The organism is Bradyrhizobium rifense (assembly GCF_008123425.1).
GTDB lineage: Bacteria > Pseudomonadota > Alphaproteobacteria > Rhizobiales > Xanthobacteraceae > Bradyrhizobium > Bradyrhizobium rifense.
The window spans coordinates 162270-179457 of record NZ_VSSS01000050.1; the positions used below are offsets into that span (position 1 = coordinate 162270).

At 65.2% G+C, this 17188-nt stretch carries 14 protein-coding genes; 10 read left to right on the forward strand and 4 right to left on the reverse strand.

The window, feature by feature from the left end:
• Positions 1 to 60 precede the first annotated feature (60 nt).
• The 4 genes from FXB40_RS30565 (at position 61) to FXB40_RS30580 (ending at position 7449) form a co-directional block, all read left to right on the forward strand.
• Positions 61 to 3693: an AsmA family protein gene (locus tag FXB40_RS30565; RefSeq protein WP_148775823.1), complete on the forward strand. Its 3633-nt coding sequence runs from the start codon at positions 61 to 63 to the stop codon at positions 3691 to 3693.
• Positions 3694 to 4048: 355 nt separating this feature from the next.
• Positions 4049 to 5173, forward strand: coding sequence for a DUF2336 domain-containing protein (locus FXB40_RS30570; protein WP_148775824.1), 1125 nt, complete (start codon positions 4049 to 4051; stop codon positions 5171 to 5173).
• A gap of 25 nt (positions 5174 to 5198) precedes the next feature.
• Entirely contained in the window at positions 5199 to 5444 is a 246-nt protein-coding gene (locus FXB40_RS30575) for a hypothetical protein (RefSeq protein WP_148775825.1), read from the forward strand.
• 409 nt (positions 5445 to 5853) lie between these two features.
• On the forward strand, positions 5854 to 7449 hold the full coding sequence (locus FXB40_RS30580; protein WP_148775826.1) for a di-heme-cytochrome C peroxidase: 1596 nt from the start codon (positions 5854 to 5856) through the stop codon (positions 7447 to 7449).
• A 9-nt stretch (positions 7450 to 7458) separates the two neighbouring features.
• Here the strand turns inward: FXB40_RS30580 and FXB40_RS30585 are convergent, their stop codons facing one another.
• Entirely contained in the window at positions 7459 to 8298 is an 840-nt protein-coding gene (locus FXB40_RS30585) for a class I SAM-dependent methyltransferase (RefSeq protein WP_148775827.1), read from the reverse strand.
• Positions 8299 to 8459: 161 nt separating this feature from the next.
• Between FXB40_RS30585 and FXB40_RS30590 the strand changes: the two genes are divergently transcribed.
• Both FXB40_RS30590 and FXB40_RS48230 read left to right on the forward strand, forming a co-directional pair.
• On the forward strand, positions 8460 to 11843 hold the full coding sequence (locus FXB40_RS30590; protein WP_148775828.1) for an AAA family ATPase: 3384 nt from the start codon (positions 8460 to 8462) through the stop codon (positions 11841 to 11843).
• Positions 11822 to 12370 (forward strand): sterol desaturase family protein, encoded by a 549-nt coding sequence (locus FXB40_RS48230; RefSeq protein ID WP_210352193.1) that lies wholly within the window; start codon positions 11822 to 11824, stop codon positions 12368 to 12370. Before FXB40_RS30590 ends, FXB40_RS48230 begins: the two co-directional genes overlap by 22 nt.
• A 4-nt stretch (positions 12371 to 12374) precedes the next feature.
• Here the strand turns inward: FXB40_RS48230 and FXB40_RS30600 are convergent, their stop codons facing one another.
• Complete coding sequence (locus FXB40_RS30600) at positions 12375 to 12737, reverse strand: hypothetical protein (protein ID WP_187437252.1); 363 nt, start codon at positions 12735 to 12737, stop codon at positions 12375 to 12377.
• A 124-nt stretch (positions 12738 to 12861) separates the two neighbouring features.
• Positions 12862 to 13599 carry a 3-oxoacyl-ACP reductase family protein gene (locus FXB40_RS30605; protein WP_148775831.1) on the reverse strand — a complete coding sequence of 246 codons (738 nt, stop codon included), beginning with the start codon at positions 13597 to 13599 and terminating at the stop codon, positions 12862 to 12864.
• Between the two features lie 98 nt (positions 13600 to 13697).
• On the opposite strand from FXB40_RS30605, the gene FXB40_RS30610 reads away from it, so the two are divergent.
• The gene (locus FXB40_RS30610) at positions 13698 to 14330 is read left to right on the forward strand and encodes a TetR/AcrR family transcriptional regulator (RefSeq protein ID WP_148775832.1); all 633 of its coding nucleotides are present in this window, start codon (positions 13698 to 13700) and stop codon (positions 14328 to 14330) included.
• A 166-nt stretch (positions 14331 to 14496) separates the two neighbouring features.
• Positions 14497 to 14925, forward strand: coding sequence for a universal stress protein (locus tag FXB40_RS30615; protein WP_148775833.1), 429 nt, complete (start codon positions 14497 to 14499; stop codon positions 14923 to 14925).
• A 155-nt stretch (positions 14926 to 15080) separates the two neighbouring features.
• Here FXB40_RS30615 and FXB40_RS30620 read toward each other — a convergent pair whose 3' ends face one another.
• Positions 15081 to 15584 carry a GNAT family N-acetyltransferase gene (locus tag FXB40_RS30620; RefSeq protein ID WP_148775834.1) on the reverse strand — a complete coding sequence of 168 codons (504 nt, stop codon included), beginning with the start codon at positions 15582 to 15584 and terminating at the stop codon, positions 15081 to 15083.
• A gap of 128 nt (positions 15585 to 15712) precedes the next feature.
• Here FXB40_RS30620 and FXB40_RS30625 point away from each other — a divergent pair, with 128 nt between their 5' ends.
• Positions 15713 to 15955 carry a hypothetical protein gene (locus FXB40_RS30625; protein ID WP_148775835.1) on the forward strand — a complete coding sequence of 81 codons (243 nt, stop codon included), beginning with the start codon at positions 15713 to 15715 and terminating at the stop codon, positions 15953 to 15955.
• 325 nt (positions 15956 to 16280) lie between these two features.
• Positions 16281 to 17186: an STAS domain-containing protein gene (locus tag FXB40_RS30630; RefSeq protein ID WP_148775836.1), complete on the forward strand. Its 906-nt coding sequence runs from the start codon at positions 16281 to 16283 to the stop codon at positions 17184 to 17186.
• The last annotated feature ends 2 nt before the right edge of the window (positions 17187 to 17188 follow it).

Below are 17188 nucleotides of genomic sequence, written 5' to 3' on the forward strand. Positions count from 1 at the left end.
CTGAAGCTTGGTTGTAGGCTTGGGTTTGACCCGGGTGCCGGCTTGGCCGAGGGGAGACCCGTGCAGACGACGCTGCTCGGATTGGCAATTGCCTTTATCTTAGCGCTGCTGGCCGCGCTGATCGGGCCTTATTTCGTCGACTGGAACCAGTTCAGGCCCCAGTTTGAGGCGGAGGCGAGCCAGATCATCGGCGTGCCGGTGCGCGTGGTGGGCGCGCTCGATGCGCGGCTCCTGCCGGCGCCGACCCTGCGGCTGCGCTCAGTCACCTTCCGCGGCAACAACGATCTCGGCCGTCTGCGCGCCGACAAGCTCGACGTCGAGTTTAGCCTGAGCTCGCTGATGCGGGGCGAATGGCGCGCCACCGAGCTTTCGGTTGGTGGCATGGCGGTGGATCTCGGCCTCGACGCCAAGGGCAAGGTCGATCTGCCGTCCACCGCGAGCGGCACCTTCAACCTCGCTTCGCTCGCCATCGAGCGGCTGAACCTCACCGGCCGCATCGCGCTTCACGACGCCGCCAGCCGCGCGACGCTTGAGCTCAACGACATCGTCTTCTCCGGCGACGTGCGCTCGCTTGCCGGCTCCGTGCGCGGCGACGGCAATTTCACTGCCGCAGGCACGCGCTATCCTTTCCGCGTCTCCTCCGGCCCGAGCCCCGACGGCAGCGCCACCCGTCTTCACCTCAACATCGATCCCGGCGAGCGTGCCGTCCTGGCCGATCTCGAAGGCGTGCTCGCCTTCGACAACCGCCAGCCGAAATTCGACGGCGCGCTGACGCTGGCTGTGCCGCCGACGAAGAAGCCGGGCGAGGCGGGGCCGATGCCCTGGAAGCTCACCGCAAAACTCAAGGCCGATCCGGCTGGCGCCAAATTCGATCAGGTCGACGCCAGCTTTGGTCCCGAAGACGCTGCGCTGAAGCTCGGCGGCGTCGGCGATATCAGGTTTGGTGCCTCGCCGCTGCTGCGCGCGGTGCTGTCGGCGCGGCAGGTCGATGCCGACAAGCTCGCCGGCCGGGACGATGCCGAGCCGCTGCGCATCCTGCCGGCGTTGCGCGCAGGTCTTGCCGCGATCCCGCAGGCGCCGATCCCGGCGCAGATCGAGTTCAACTCCGACCAGATCATGCTGGGTGGCCGTCCGCTTCAGAACATCACGACCGAGCTTCAGACCGACGGCCGGTCCTGGACCTTCCAGCGGCTCGAGCTGCGCGCACCCGGCATGACGCAGTTGTCGTTCAACGGCGCCACGCCCGGCGCCGACAGTTTTAGCGGACGCCTGAGCGTCGAGTCCTCCGATCCCGATACGCTTGTGGCCTGGCTGCAGGGCCGTAGCGAGGTCAACCGCCGCAGCACGCGGCCGCTGCGCCTAGCCGGCGACGTGACGGTCGCCGCCAACCATCTCGCCATCGACAAACTGAAAGCCGACATCGAAGGCGGCACGGTCGAGGGCCGCATCGCCTTTGCGCAGACCGGTGCCAGCAAAGGCTCGCGGATCGATGCCGACCTCAAGGCCGACCGGCTCGACCTCGATGCCGCCGCGAGTTTTGTCCGCGCGCTCGCCGGACCGCAGGGTGAATGGCCGGAGGAGGCAAAACTCTCGCTCGACATCGGGCGCGCGATCTCGGCCGGACAGGAGCTGCGGCCGTTCGCGGCCAAGCTCGGCTACGGTCCGACCTCGCTGTCGCTGGAGCAGTTGCGCTTCGGCCAGGCCAGCGGCGTGACCACGGAGGCGAGCGGCAGTTTTGATCGCACCAGGGCCACCGGCAAGCTTGCGCTGAAATCGTCAGCCAATTCGCTGGGCGATCTCACGGCGCTGCTGGAGCCGATCGCGCCGGCGCTGCGCGCACGCTTCGATGCGATCGCGCCATTGCCCGGTGCGACGCGCCTGAAGCTCGACCTCAGCCTCGACAGGAACGCCGAGCACGCCGATCGCAGCGACGCCCGCGCCGTGCTCGACCTCGATGCGCCGCAGCTCAAGGCCACCGCAACGCTCACCGCGCAGCCGCCGGTCGCCGCCGTCAACGGCATCGACATCGAAAAATTGCGCAACAGCGACTTCACGCTGGAGTCGAAACTGTCATCGCCGCAGGCCGCTTCGCTGACGGCGCTGCTCGGCCTCGATCGCATGGTCGCTGCAGGTGCGGGCGCCTCGCAGATCGAGGGCAAAGTGAGCGGCGCGTGGCGCCGGCCCCTGCAACTGAACGCCAAGCTCAGTGGCGGCGGGCTGGATGCAGATGCGCAAGGCAGCGTCGAATTGTCGGCGCCGGAGCCGAAGGCCAGCGTCAATCTACGCGTCCGCAACGCCAATCTGGCGCCGCTGTTCGGCACCAGCCCGGCCGACAAATCAGCCCAGAATGTGAGCCTGTCCTCGCGCGTCGGGTTATCGGGCAATCGCCTGACCTTCGACGATCTCGACAGCACCGCTTTCGGCTCGCATCTGCGCGGCCGTCTCGCCGTGACGCTCGATCAGGAGAAGCGCGTTGACGGCGAATTCGGGCTCGACACGCTCGATCTGATGCCCGCGCTCGCGCTGGCCGTCGGCGCGGCCGGGCGTGACAGCGGCGAGCCGCTGAGCGCAGGTCTCGTCAGCGGCTGGCGCGGCCGGATCGCGTTCCAGGCATTGCGCGGCAACTGGCCTGGCGGAATCGAGATGCGTCCGTTCAGCGGCACGATCAGGGGCGATGGTCAGTCGCTCGCGCTCGATGCACTCAAGGGCGGCGTCGGTGGTGGCGAGATGACCGCAAGCCTCGATGCGCGGAACGGCGCCAACGGTCTGGCGCTGAACGTGCACCTTGATCTTACCAATGTCGATGCGGCGTCGCTGCGCTACCGCGATCTCGCTCTGCCCAAGGGGCGCGTCTCGGTGCAGATGACGCTGACGAGCCAGGGCCGCAGCGTCTCGGCGCTGACCGGCGCGCTCGCCGGTAATGGAACAGTGACGCTGGACGCGGCGGAGATCAGCGGGCTCAATCCGCGCGCCTTCGAGATCGCCATCCGCGCCAGCGACGGCGGGCAGGTCAGCGACGACAACCGGTTGCGTCAGCTCGTCGAGCCCGCATTGTCGGCCGCTCCCATTGCGGTTGCCTCGGCGCAGATCGCGTTCACGATCCGCGACGGCCGCCTGCGCGTCGGCGCAACTCCCCTTGAAGCGAAGAACGCCCGAGCGATCGTCTCCGGCGGTTACGACATTCCCGCCGACCAGGCCGACATCCGCGCCAGCCTGACGCCGATCATGACCGGGCTCTCCGGCGCGCCGCCGGAGATCCAGCTGTTTGCGGCAGGCCCGCCCGACAGGCTCAGCCGCACCGTCGATCTCACGCCGTTGTCGTCGTGGCTCGCGGTGCGCACGATCGATCGCGAGACGCGAAGGCTCGATGCCATCGAGCGCGGCGAGCCGCCGCCGGCCACGGCCGCGCTGCCGACGCTGGTCTCGCCCGAGCCTGAGCCCGCGCCGTCGCTGACCGACGTGCCGATGCCCGGCCGCGATCCGCGCCGCGCGCCGCCGAAGGTGAAGGTTGAGCCCAAGTTCGCACCGATGCCGAAGGCGCCGCTTGCCGCCCCCGCCGTGCCGAGCCCGCCGCTGGCGAGCCAGCAGGCCGCGCCCCTGCCGCCGCCGATCGAGGTGCGGCCCGCGCCGGGCCCGCCGCCGGCAAAAGCCCGACCGAAGCCGCCGCTGGTCCTGACGCCGTCGAATCCGTAGGGCCCGTTTTGGTTTGCACGGAACGCGCCGCGGGCTCGGTCAACCTCTCCCGCTTGCGGGAGAGGTCGCGCCGAAGGCGCGGGTGAGGGTTCTATCCTCTTGGGGGCTCCCACTGCGGAGGCACCCTCTCCCCAACCCTCTCCCGCAAGCGGGAGAGGGAGCGCACCTTCCGCCTTGCGCGGTGGTAACCACATTCGCTCGCATTTGAACGAATTTTGCCCGGCAAAACTGATGTGACGATTTTACCGGATTCTCGCGTTTGATCCCTAGTGTGGGTTCCCAGAGGAATTCGGAGTCCTGCCAAGAGAAGGCGGGACGGCTCGCTAAAGAACTACCAAGAACTGGGGTTATCGAGATGAACGGGGCACCATCGCTTCTACAGGATCTGGACGACGCGATCGCGCGCGGTACCGACGAAAGCCGGGCGAAGGCGTTGTGGCATGCGACCGACCTTTTGATCACCGGTCGTTATGTCGACGACGAGATCAGCATGTTCGGCGAGGTCATCGGCCGGCTTGCCGACGAGATCGAGGTCGAAGCGCGGGCGCAGCTCTCCGAACTGATGGCGGGCTGCGATCACGCGCCGCTCAACGTCATCGAGAAGCTCGCTCTGGACGACGCGATCGAGGTCGCCGGCCCCGTGCTGCGCGACTCGACCCGGATCGACGAAAAGGTGCTGGTCGCGAGCGCTATGACCAAGGGCCAGGCGCATCTGCTCGCGATCGCCCAGCGTGATGCCATCGGCGAGGCCGTGACCGACGTGCTCGTCAAGCGTGGTAACCAGGAGGTTGTCACCTCGGTCGCCAAGAACGAGGGCGCGCGCTTCTCCAGCTCGGGCCTGCTGCACATGGTTCGCCGCGCCGAGGGTGACTCGATCCTCGCCGAGCAGCTCGGCCTGCGCAAGGACGTGCCGCGCCACATCTTCCAGCAGCTCATCTCGAAGGCGTCGGAAGATGTCCGCCGCCGGCTCGAGACCGAGCGCCCCGAGATGATGTCGCAGATCCAGAGCTCGGTGACCGAGGTCACCGGCGATCTGCAGTCCAAGTTCGGCCCGTCCTCGCGCAGCTATTTCGTCGCCAAGCGCGTGGTGACGACGCAGTACCGGCAGGGCAACCTCAACCAGGTCTCGATCTCGAACTATGCGCGCCAGCATCGTTTCGACGAGGTGCAGATCGGCCTCTCGCTGCTGTCGTCGCTGCCGGTCGACGTGATCGAGCGCGCGCTGATGGACCGCAACCGGGAGATGATCCTGGTGCTGTGCAAGGCGCTCGACTTCTCCTGGGACACGACGATGTCGCTGTTGTTCCTCGGCGCCAAGGATCATCTGATCACGGCGCGCGAGCTGCACGACAACGAGCGCGATTTCGGCCGGCTCAAGATCGAAACGTCACGCAGCATTCTGAAGTTCTACCAGTCGCGCAAGAACAGCGCCGGCACCGATCCCGCGACGGGTCGTCAGCCCGAGCTCCAGGTTCACTGAACGGGACATCGAGGGAGTATTTGCAATGTTGCCTCAATTCGGCACCGCAGTTCGCAAGAACAAGAGCCTCACCAACAACCTCGCCGCCGAGACCGGCGGAGCGGCTCCGGAGAAGGCCACGGTCGACGCCGCGTGGCTCGTGCTGGAAGCCGCCAACGATCTCGGCGACCACGCCGCGATCGAAGCCTGCCGCCGCGTCATCGACGCCGAGCTGAACGGCACGGTCGCCGCCAGCGCGGATACCGATCTCGTGCTGGGATATTTCCGGTAACGGACGTAAGGTCTGATCGGCCCATCTCTACCTTTGCGCTTATATCTGACATGATGTAGCCTCCACTTGCGGGCGCCGACAGGCGGCTGCAGGCAATGGGGTTTGGAGCGGTCGCTATGGGGCGGCGTGTCTTCCTTGTTGGTGGTTCGGCGCGAGCGCACGCGCTCGCCGCGCATTGTCATTTGCACGAAAATATCTGGAAGGCCTCCGGTGCTGCGCGCAGCGCCATCGGTGGCGCACGATTGCTGATTGCGATGTAGCGACGGCATTCACGCCGTCATGATTGAGAGCTTCACCCTGATTGGAGCCGATGATGAAATTTGATGTGCGCGTACCATTGATTGCCGTCGCCGCCATTTTCGCCGGCTTGATCGTCGCGTTAGCCCAAGACAAGCCTCAAGATAAGCCAGTGCCGAACAGTCCCGTCCATCTGCAACAGGGCTGGAGCGACGAGACCGCCGATCGCTGGCATTTCATCTCGCAGGGAACGGCGCTGATCCCCTATGAATGGTTCGTCGCGCTGGAGCAGCCGGGACAGCCTTCCGGGCAAACCGCACTGATCAAGGCGCCCGACAATTTGCAGCGGCTGGGTTTCCTCCCCGAACCCGTCAACCCGACCAACAATCCGGACGGTCTTGCGATCGGTCTCTACAGCACCCCGGTGGATATTCCCGACGGCAGGCACGCCTGCTGGAAAGGCAATTGGCTCGGCCTCGGCTGTGCCGGCTGTCACACCGGGCAGGTCAGCTATCGCGGCCAGCAGATCCGCATCGAAGGCGGTCCGTCCCATATCGACATCGATTCATTCGTCGGACAGCTGGTCGGGTCCATCACCGCGGTCCTGCAGAATCAGGACGGGGCCGGACAGCGCTTCATGGCGCGGGTGAAGGCGCCGCCTGCCGACGTGCAGAGCGGATTGCAATGTTTTGGCGGCGTCCTGCAGGCGGCCGCCAAGTTCAACCAGATCGTCGGTGGAAACTCCGGCGATACGGCGGGCGGGGCGGGCAGGCTGGACGCGCACGGCGCCGGCTTGAACCAGCTGCTGGCCGGACCGTTCAGGCTGATGACCGCCCCGTCGGACATCGGCGAGACCAGGAATTATGCGCATCTGACCGCGCCGGTGCGATACCCGGCGCTGTGGGACACGCCGCGCTTCAGCTGGGTTCTGTACAACGCCTCGATTCGTCAGCCGTTGACGCGCAATCTCGTCGAGGCGCTCGGTGTGCTCGCGCCGATCAAGCATGATGCGACGATGATCACGCCCGACGTGATGCACGGGGTCCAGATGGAGAATGTCGTCTGGGGTCAGCGGAAGCTGATGGATCTGCGCTCTCCGCGCTGGCCCGAAGCCATTCTCGGTACACTTGACCAGAAGCGGGCGCTGCGCGGCCAGCTTGTTTATGTCAGCGCGTGCGCGAATTGCCACGAGGCCGCGCCCGTTGAAGCAGCTTCCGGGGCTTGCAGCGAGATCCAGGTCCCGCTGGTCGATCTCCGCAGGATCGGCACCGATCCCGAGCAGGCGACGACGTTCAACCGCCGCAAGATCGCGCTGTCGAAGATCGGCGGTCCGGACGTGATGTCCAACTACAAGGCCGCCGAGGTTCTCACCGGAAACATCGCCGCGCAGTGGATCGGCCGGTCCAAGGACAACGCGGCCAGCGCCGCCGAGATCAATTGCGGCCGTCCAAACCAGTACAGGGCGCCGCTCGCCTACCGGGCAAGGCCGCTCAACGGCATCTGGGCGATGGCGCCCTATCTGCATAACGGCTCGGTGCCGTCGTTGAATGACCTCCTGCTGCCGCCAGGGCAGCGGCCGAAGACCTTCTATGTCGGCAATTGGGAGTTCAATCCGGACATCGTGGGATACGACATGAAGGCGCAGGCGCCGGGCGCGTTCCTGTTCGATACGACCGTGCGCGGCAACTCGAATGCCGGGCACGTCTACGGAACGGATATGACCGAGGACGACCGCAAGGCGCTGATCGAATATCTCAAGACGCTCTGAGCGGGCGCCTCAGTCCTTGCGGCAGGTGAAGCAATAATAGGGGCAAGTGCCGTCGGCGAAGGACGCATGCAGCTGCGTGCCCGGAATGCCGGCGAACTCATGCGAGACGCCGAGCAGCATCCGCGGCACGATCTCGTCCGCCAGCGCCGTGCGTCGCGCGCCGTCGAGCTCCAGCGCGCGCGCCACATTGGGGGTGATGTCGTCCTCCCTCACGAGGCGCAAGCGCGACTGGGCGAGGGCCTCGCGCGGATACACGTCCTTCGACCGGTCTTCGAAGCACGCCATCAGGAAGGCGCCGCCCGGCCTGAGCACGCGGTGGACCTCGTCCAGAAAGCGCCCCATGTCGCCGTAATGCTGCGCGCTCTCGACGTTGACCAGGATGTCGAAACTCTCGTCCGCGAACGGCAGGCTGAGTGCATTCCCGACGCGGAATGCGAGATTGCCCTGGTCGGCATAGCGCGCCTTGCTGAAGCGGATCGCCGGCTTGCAGATGTCGAGCCCGGTGTAGCTTTTGGGGTGGAGATATCGCGCGATGTAGGACGCGCCGCCGCCACGCCCGCTTCCGACCTCCAGCACATCCTTCCCCTCGATCGCGGAACCCGATGCGACATGATGATAGAGCTGGATCGCGTAGCGATCGGGCTCGTCGGCGGCTTGCAGCGCGACCTGCTCGCCGTTCAGCGAGGCATAGCCGTAGTTGAGGAACCGGATCGCGGCGTCCCTGTCGAGGTTGCTCAGCAGGGAGTACCAGGCGTTGGTGAAGAGCTGGCGCGCGGCGCGCGAATAAAACAGTTTTACGACGGCCGAGTGGATCGGGTTTGCCGCTGTCGGATACGGATCCTGCTTCACGGATGAATACTCTCACGCGAAAATGGGGAACGCTTCCATCATAAAGCATGGGCTAGTGCTCTCGATGCGTCAACAATGGCGACGCTTGCCTGCCACGATTGACTTCAATCCTTGGGGGGATATACTTTAGGTTTAGTACAGGTATAGCTGGACCCCGCGTGATGACTGGGCAGGTTGCTGCCTGGTTGGAGAAGGTCGGCCTCCCTCAATACCTAAAGTCCTTTTCCGACCACGGCATTGATTTCGACATTCTTTCCGAGATTACGGATCGCGATCTCGCGACCATGGGCGTCGTGCTGGGGCACCGGCGCAGGCTGCTGCGTTCGATTGCCGAGCTCGACGTTCCGAAGGCGCGTCTGCTCGCACCGGAGATCGACGCGGGCGCCGAGCGCCGACAACTCACGATCATGTTCTGCGACCTCGTCGGTTCGACTGCGCTGTCGCAGCAGTTCGATCCCGAGGAGATGCGCGAGATCCTGCAAGCCTATCGCGAGGCCGCGACCGCGGTCATTGCGAGCTATGACGGCATCGTCTCGCGATTGGTGGGCGACGGCATCCTGTCCTATTTCGGCTATCCATCGGCTCACGAGGACGATGCCGAGCGCGCGGTCCGCGCCGGGGTCGAGATCACCGCCGCGGTCCAGGCCATCGACGTGCAGCCGGGATTGCGGCTGGAGGTGCGGATCGGGATTGCGACCGGGCTCGTCGTCGTCGGCGATCTCGTCGCAAAGGACGCCTCGAGCCGGCTCGAGGTGATCGGTGAGACGCCGAACCTCGCGGCGCGGATGCAGGCCTTCGCCGAGCCCGGCACGGTCATCATCGCCTCCTCGACGCGGCGGCTGCTCGGCAATCTGTTCGAGCTGCGCGCGCTCGGCACGCGCGCGATCAAGGGATTCACCGAGCCGATCGAAATCTGGGCGGTGGAACGTCCATCGCCGTCCGCGAGCCGCTTCGAAGCTTACCGCTCGGCGGGCCTCGCCGGTTTCGTCGGCCGCGAGCACGAGCTCGACCGGCTGGCCGAGTGCAAGCAGCGGGCCTGGCGCGGCCAGGGCCAGGTCGTGCTGATTTCCGGCGAGCCTGGCATCGGCAAGTCGCGGCTGGCGGCGCATTTCCTCAATGAGCGGGTCGCGGCGGAGCCGCACATCCGATTGCGCTATCAGTGCTCGCCGCATCATCGCGCCAGCGCGCTCTATCCTGTCATCACCCAGCTGCAGCGCGCGGCGAAGCTCGGTGCCGGCGACGGCAACGCACAGCGGCTGCGCAAGCTCGAAGCGCTGTTCGGGCGCAGCGATCTGAAGACGCCGACGCTGGTGCCGCTGTTTGCGGATCTGCTGTCGATCGCCACCGACGGACGCTATCCGCCGCTCGACTGGACTCCGCAGCAGCTGCGGCGCAACACGCTTGCCGCGCTGATCCAGCGCCTGCAGCGCCTGTGCGCCGAGGCGCCGGTGGTCTGCATCGTCGAGGATCTGCATTGGGCCGATGCGACCTCGCTCGAGCTGCTCGGGCTCGCGGTCAGGCTGGCCGACCAGCTTCGCCTGCTGCTCGTGCTGACATTCCGCGACGAATTCACGCTGCCATGGATGGGTCCGGCGAATCTGACGACGCTGGAGCTCGGACGGCTCAAGGAGAGCGACGTCCAGCGCATGATCGCCGAGGTGATCGGCAGCCGCGCGGTCCCGTCCGAGCTGGTCACGCAGATCGCGACGCGGACCGACGGCATCCCGCTGTTCGTCGAGGAGCTGACGCGCACGGTGCTGGAGATGGGCGTTCTCGAAAAGGGGGCGGGCGGCCGCTACAGGATGGCCGGCAGCCTGCCGCGCCTGTCGATCCCGACGACGCTCCAGGATTCGCTGATGGCGCGGCTTGACCGGCTCGGGCCGGCCAAGGAGGTCGCGCAAGTGTGCGCCGTCATCGGCCGCGAATTCTCCGACGTGCTGCTGCGTGCGATCTCGGACAAGGACGATGCGGAGCTCGATGCCCGGCTCGCCCAGCTCGAGGCCGCCGAATTGATTTTCCGCAGCGCCTCCGCGCCCGAGAGCGTCTATACGTTCAAGCACGCGCTGGTGCAGGACACCGCCTATGAAAGCCTGCTCCGGAGCAGCCGGCGGCGACTGCACGAGCGGATCGCGGCCGTGCTCCAGGAGAAATTCCCGGACGCCGCCGCAGCAGCGCCGGAAATTGCCGCGCATCATCTCACGCAGGCGGGTCTCGTCGAGGACGCCGTCGAGTGGTGGGGCAAGGCGGGCGACCGCGCGCTGCGCAGTTCGGCCTATCCCGAGGCGATCGCGCATCTGACCAAGGCCATCGGCCTTGCGGAAGGCCTCAGCGAAAGCCCGGCCGGACAAAGCCGGCGGCTGCAATTGCAGATCGCCTATGGCAACGCGCTGATCGCAACGCGCGGCTATGGCGCGCCGGAGACGTCGGTCGCGTTCGCACGCGCGCGCGAGCTCGCCTCCAGCCTCAAGGGCGCGCCCGAGCGCTTCGCCGCCACTTACGGCCTGTGGGTCGGCAGCCTCGTTCGCAGCGAGCTCGGATCGATGCAGGAGCTCGCGGGGGCGTTCCTGCAGGATACCGCCGACCGGCCCGACGCGCCGGAGGCGGGGATTGCGCATCGCGTCTGCGGCATGACGCGTTGGTTCGAGGGCAATTTCGTCGATGCCAAGCAGCATCTCGAGCAGGCGATCACGATCTACCGCGACGAGCACGATCGCAATCTCGCCTTCCTGTACGGCCACGATTGCGGGATCGCCGCGGCGATCTACCTCGCGCTGGTGCTGTGGCCACTCGGCGAGGTCGACCGCGCCGAGCAACTGGCGCAGCAGGCGATCCGCCGTGCGGCCGACAGCGGCCATGTCGCGACGATGGTCTACACGCATTTCCACAAGATCGTGCTCGAGGCGGTGCGCGGCAACCCTGAAGGTGCCAGGCCGCATGTCGATGCGGTGATCGAGCTCAGCCGCGAGCACGGCCTTCTGCTCTATGCGCGAGCCGGCAAATTCTGGAACGGCTGGATCCGCTGCCGTCTTGGCGAGCGCGCGGCCGGGCTCCAGGAGATGGAAGACTCCATCGCGCTGCCGCTGGTCGGAAAGATGGCGACCGGGCTCTACGTGCCCTTGACCTGGACGCTGCTTGCGGAAGCCAAGGCCGGCGAGGGGCAGTTCGACGAGGCGCTCGCGATCCTCGACGAACAGCTCGTCGAGGTGGAGCGGACCGGACAGGAATGGTTCACGCCGGAGATCCTGCGCTGGCGCGGCGAGCTGCTGCTGCGCAAGGATCCCATCGATATCGTCGCCGCGGAGGCCGCGTTCATCCAGGCCATCGAGACCGCACGAGCGCAGCACACCGCGACGTACGAGCTGCGCGCAGCCCTTTCGCTGGCCCGACTGTATCAGGCGAGCGGAACGGATGCGCAGGCGCACAGCGTGCTCAGTCCGGTGGTCGGGATGTTCACCAACGCACAGGAGTTGCCGGAGATTTTCGAAGCACGGGCGGCCATGGAGCGTTCCAGCAAGACCAGCCCATGCGCAAACCCATGCGACTGAAAAATTTCTTGTACTTTGCCGATTTCGTGTTCTATCCCCTCGCAAGCGCCGCGCTGGTCGCGGTCGCGTTGCTCCTGAGAGAGCCGCTGCGCTGGGACGAAGCGGTGATCGGTTTCGCAAGCGGGCTGTTGCTCTGGAGCCTCGCCGAATACGTCATTCACCGCTTCGCCCTGCATGGTCCGGCCTTTCTCGCCGCCTTGCACGACATGCACCATTCCGATCCGCGCGCGCTGGTCGGCTCGCCGCTGTGGCTGAGCCTGGGCTCGATCTGTTTGGGATCGCTGCTGCCGGTGTGGCTCCTGGTCGGGTTTGGCAGCGCCTGCACCGTCACGGCGGGACTGATGCTGGGCTACATCTATTTCGGTGCGCTTCACCACATCATCCACCATCACCCGGTGAAGCGCGGCGGCTATCTCTGGCGCCTGAAGCGCCGCCATACCCGCCATCACTACGGCAAGCGGCCGTGCAATTTCGGCGTGGTCACCAGCATGTGGGATCGCGTGTTCGGAACGTATTGTTCCGAATAGTGCTTCAGCCGCAATTCCAGATCGCGCCGATCGGCGTCCGCGTCCAGCACGGACCGAAGCTGCCGCCATTGTAGCGGGAGCCGCCAAAACCGGGCCGGCCGAAATAGTATCGTTCGCCGTCAATGTAGCGGTAATAGCTCGGCACCGGATCGATGTACCAGGGGCGCTGGTTTTCGCGGGCGTAGCGACGAAAGCCGTTTTTCTGCATGAAGATCGGCTGGCTGTTGCTCAGCGGCTGGCGATAGCCCGGCAGGAAGCCGTAGCCATGCCAGCTTTGCTTGGGCTTTTTTGCGACGGGCTCGGCAGGCGCTGTGGCCGGCAGCAGCGACAGGATGACAGCAACAAACAGACATAAGAGGCGCGACATGGGTCGACCATAAACAGTCGGTCGCGGGAACGCCATTCAAATTCGAGTGGGATTTTTTGCAGGCGCGCACGGACAGAAAATCCGGCCGGGCCGAATCGCGGCCCGGCCGTCACGTCCTTGTCGTCTACGCGTTCGCACCGCCATCGACGGTCAAGGCCGAGCCGGTGATGTATTTCGCCTTCTCGCTCGCCAGGAACGCCACCGCATTCGCGATATCATCCGGCGCGCCGTAGCGGCCGAGCGCCATGAACTGCTTCAGCGTCTCCGCGGTCGGGCCGTGAGCCGGGTTCATGTCGGTGTTGATCGAGCCCGGCTGCACCAGATTGACCGTAATGTCCTTGGGGCCGAGCTCGCGCGCCAACGCCTTGTTGAACGCGATCAGCGCCGACTTCGACGCCGCGTAGATGCCGAGCGCCGGCGACGGCACGCGGTCGGCGAAATAGCTGCCGATGGTGATGATGCGACCGCCCTTGCCAAGGTGGGCCAATGCCGCCTTGCTCGCCACGATCGGCGAACGCACGTTGACGTTCAGCAGCGCGTCGATGTCGGCGAGCGAGATATCATTGAGGCCGCCAAGGCGCAGAATGCCGGCATTGTTGACCAGGATATCGAGCCCGCCCAGGGCGGCGACGGTCTTGTCGACTGAGGCCTGGACGGCGGCGACATCGGCGCTGTCGGCCTGGATCGCGACGGCCTTCCGTCCCGCCGACTTGATGGTGTCCACGACCTTCGCGGCGGTGTCTGCGGACTTTTCGTAAGTGATGGCGACATCGGCGCCTTCCGCGGCGAGCGCCTTTGCGATGGCCGCGCCGATACCCCTGCTTGCGCCCGTCACCAGGGCCCGTTTTCCTGCCAGTGTCATCGCAATCTCCTATTCTGTAACGATCGACACAGAATATCTGGGATCTTGATCGGCCCCGTCAAGTGAATTATGTGTTGATCATTACAGAAAGGAGCGTCATGGCGGGACGGCCACGGGAATTTGATCGAGAGGTGGCGCTGGAGGCCGCGATGCTGCTGTTCTGGCGCAAGGGCTTTGCCGGCGCCTCGATGAACGATCTGTGCGAGGTCATGGGCGTCCGCTCGCCGAGCCTCTATGCGGCCTTCGACAGCAAGGAGGCGCTGTATCTGGCGGCGTTCCAGCACTACGCCGCGACCGAGGGGCAGGCGGTCTGGGACAAGCTCGCGGAGGGGGCGACCGCACGCGCCGGCGTCGAGAATCTGCTGATCAAGGCGGCCGACACATTGCCGAAATCCCGCACGGCGCCCGCCGGCTGCATGGTTGCGCTGGGCGCCATCAGCGACGAATGGCCGGCCGCCATCGCGCGCGAGGTCAGAAAGGTCAGGCTCGAGCTGCTGGACAATCTGCGCGCGCGGTTAGAGGCGGCAGTCGCCAGCGGCGAATTGCCCGATGCGACCGACGTCGATGCGCTCAGCCGGTTCTATCTCGGCGTCTTCCAGGGCATGGCCGTCCAGGCCAAGGACGGCGCCACGCAGGCGGAACTGCGAGGTGCTGCCAAGGCGGCGATGGCGGCGTGGCCGGGCGAGGCGAGAGGTCGTCCTGAGCCAGTCTCGACGGCTCCTCGCCCATAGAGCGACGGCACAGCGGGCCATCGCCGTCCGATTTTGCGCCAATGCCGACATCTGGGGCATGGCGCGTTGGGCCGAGATATTGATTTATCTCAAGACTGTATCCGAAACGCGGACCCAGCTTGCCTTCGGAAGGCTGCGATACGTTCAGACAAGCGGGAGGCGAAGCATGTACCGGCATATTCTCATTCCGACAGATGGGTCGGAGCTGGCGGAGCACGGAGTGGCGCATGGGTTGGCGCTGGCGAAATCCCTTGGAGCCAAGGTCTCTGTCATCTTCGTCGTGGAGCCGTTTTCAGAAGTATCAGGGCGGTTCCGTGAAGCAGTCGCAACATATGCTGAGCTGCGCAAGGAACAGGCCACGAGCGCGTTGGATCGTGCGGCAAAAGCGGCCAAGGAGGCCGGCGTTTCCTGCGAACCGATTCAAACGGAGAACGGGCAACCCCATCAAGCTATCGTCGCAACAGCCGAGAACAAAGGTTGCGATCTCATCGTCATGTCATCCCATGGGCGCAGCGGACTCTCCATGCTTCTCATCGGCAGTGTAACAAACAAGGTGCTGACGCTCGCGAAAACCCCGGTACTGATTTGTCCGTGAACGTGCGGACCTGGTGACAGAGTTTTCTCGCTGGTCGACGAGAATTGGAAGACTCGTCAGCCACGTAAGGCGCCTTGTCTGCTTTGCGTCATTCGCAAACCTTTACGTGCCAGGTTAGGCTTGGTCGGCCCAGCACCTGACGTGGACGATTCGGGCTATACTCTCCGCGAAATTCGGTAGATCACCACGTCTTCGCCGTGATGCGTCGTGCTTTTCTCGAGTAGATAGTTCGCCTTCTCCAGCACGCGGCGCGATGCGCCATGCCCGACAAAGACCAGGCCGATGAGTGATGGCAACTCCAGTTGTGATAGCCCGATCTCCGTCAGCGCGACCGCCACCTCGCTCGCAAGCCCCTGGCCCCAGAATTCACGCCTGAACGTGTAGGCGATCTCGATCTCGTCGATGCCGTCTACGAGGATGTGCCGGATGCCCGCCCGTCCGGCGAAGGCGCCGTCTTTCGTTCGCAGAACCCAGAGCCCAAAGCCGTGCTGGTCCCAATGCGCCATGTTGGTCGCGAGATAGGTCTTCGTCACCTCGGCCGAGCGCACGCCGCCGAGATAGCGGGAGACGTCGGGATCAAGATGGAGTGCGACGAGGTCGGCGAGGTGATCTTCGCGCAGCCTCTCGGCGGTCAATCTCGCAGTGCTGAACTGATCCATGGAGACAGATAACCGCTTTTGCCGCCATGCCTCATGAGATCGGCATCGCAGGCGTCCAAAATGCCGGCAGGAATGCCGATTGCTGCAACGCGCCCCGCAGTCTATTTGGATGCATAGCAGGTGGGACGATGACGAGCAAAGCGCGCGAATACATCGATTTTTGGATCGAGACCAGCGTTCACGCGGCCGAGCAGTACCGCACTCCCGGTGCCTCGCAGAGTGTGGACGATTTGGTTCGCCGCCTCGTCGCGGGGGCCAAGGGCCAGGGCATTTCCGAAGAGGCCATGACGAACGAAGTTGGCGACCTCACGGACTTCATCCGGGGCAAGCTCTCCGCCGCTAATCAGGTGGAAAAGGACCGGCGTCAATAAGCTTCGTCGTCGGGGGCTGCGGCTTCCGAAGCGCGACGAACGCGGCCTCATTCCGGCGCTCGTAATCCAGGCGATCTGAGCCAGTCGCTGCTGGGCTGCGGATTCCCCTCGAATTTAAAGTTCCAGGGACGTTGGAACCAGTTGTTCCGCCGCGCATTGAGCACGGCATACTGGGGGTCTCAGCACATCACGCTGGGCGATCGCGTTGCCGAGGGCAACGAACTTACCGACAAATTCAGCAGGATGCAGGCGGGCGCATTTGCCACCGGAGTGCCGCCCGCTCTCGACGAGTGGCCGCGGTTGTGCGTGATAAAGGAGAACAAAAATGGCAGCGCAGGCGGGAAGTGACGTCGCATCGCTCGTGTCAAATAACGAGAAAACCATTCTTCCGGAGTGGGTCGAATTGCAGAAGAAGGCCGGCATCCTTCATACCGGCCGCATTTCGGAAGGTGAGCTGCAAGCGCAGTCCAAGAACTTCCTCCACTTGTTGCACGAGGCTCTGACACAGGGCGGGACCGACACGACCGGTGCGGCGTTCGAGCCGGCAAGGGGCATGCTCGCCGATCTTTCGCGAAGCCGCGCACAGCAGGGCTTTTCTCCGAGCGAAACGGCAACCTTCATCTTTTCGCTCAAGCGGCCATTGTTCAACGCGCTCAATCGCGACAACACGCTATCCGCGGAGCAGATCGCATCGACAGTCTGGACATCAACCGCGCTGCTCGACGAGCTCGGCCTGTTCACGCTGGAGATCTTCCAGAAGAGCCGCGAGGAGGTCATCGTCCGCCAGCAGCGCGAAATCGCCGAGTTGTCGACCCCCGTGGTCAAGCTGTGGGAGGGCATTCTTGCCTTGCCCCTGATCGGCACGCTCGACAGCCAGCGCACCCAGGTGGTGATGGAAAACCTCCTGCAGACCATCGTGGACTCCGAGGCCGAGATCGCCATCATCGATATCACCGGCGTGCCGACGGTCGACACGCTCACGGCCCAGCATCTGCTGAAGACGGTTGCGGCGGCGCGCCTGATGGGCGCCGATTGCCTGATCAGCGGCATCAGGCCGCAGATCGCGCAGACCATGGTGCATCTCGGCGTCGAGTTGAACGTGATTTCGAAAGCCTCCCTGGCCGACGCCTTTGCAGTCGCATTGCGGCAAACCGGGCGTGCCGTCGTCAAGACGAAGAGGATCGAGGGCTTCGCGCTTCCGGAGAAGAAGAGCGGCGGGCAAGGCGCCTGACG

Excerpts from the sequence above, each read along its gene's own strand:
- FXB40_RS30570 (WP_148775824.1), top strand. The coding sequence starts at position 4,049 with ATGAACGGGGCACCATCGCTTCTACAGGATCTGGACGACGCGATCGCG.
- FXB40_RS30575 (WP_148775825.1), top strand. The coding sequence starts at position 5,199 with ATGTTGCCTCAATTCGGCACCGCAGTTCGCAAGAACAAGAGCCTCACC.
- FXB40_RS30590 (WP_148775828.1), top strand. The coding sequence starts at position 8,460 with ATGACTGGGCAGGTTGCTGCCTGGTTGGAGAAGGTCGGCCTCCCTCAA.
- FXB40_RS48230 (WP_210352193.1), top strand. The coding sequence starts at position 11,822 with ATGCGCAAACCCATGCGACTGAAAAATTTCTTGTACTTTGCCGATTTC.
- FXB40_RS30600 (WP_187437252.1), bottom strand. The coding sequence starts at position 12,737 with ATGTCGCGCCTCTTATGTCTGTTTGTTGCTGTCATCCTGTCGCTGCTG.
- FXB40_RS30605 (WP_148775831.1), bottom strand. The coding sequence starts at position 13,599 with ATGACACTGGCAGGAAAACGGGCCCTGGTGACGGGCGCAAGCAGGGGT.
- FXB40_RS30610 (WP_148775832.1), top strand. The coding sequence starts at position 13,698 with ATGGCGGGACGGCCACGGGAATTTGATCGAGAGGTGGCGCTGGAGGCC.
- FXB40_RS30615 (WP_148775833.1), top strand. The coding sequence starts at position 14,497 with ATGTACCGGCATATTCTCATTCCGACAGATGGGTCGGAGCTGGCGGAG.
- FXB40_RS30620 (WP_148775834.1), bottom strand. The coding sequence starts at position 15,584 with ATGGATCAGTTCAGCACTGCGAGATTGACCGCCGAGAGGCTGCGCGAA.
- FXB40_RS30625 (WP_148775835.1), top strand. The coding sequence starts at position 15,713 with ATGACGAGCAAAGCGCGCGAATACATCGATTTTTGGATCGAGACCAGC.
- FXB40_RS30630 (WP_148775836.1), top strand. The coding sequence starts at position 16,281 with ATGGCAGCGCAGGCGGGAAGTGACGTCGCATCGCTCGTGTCAAATAAC.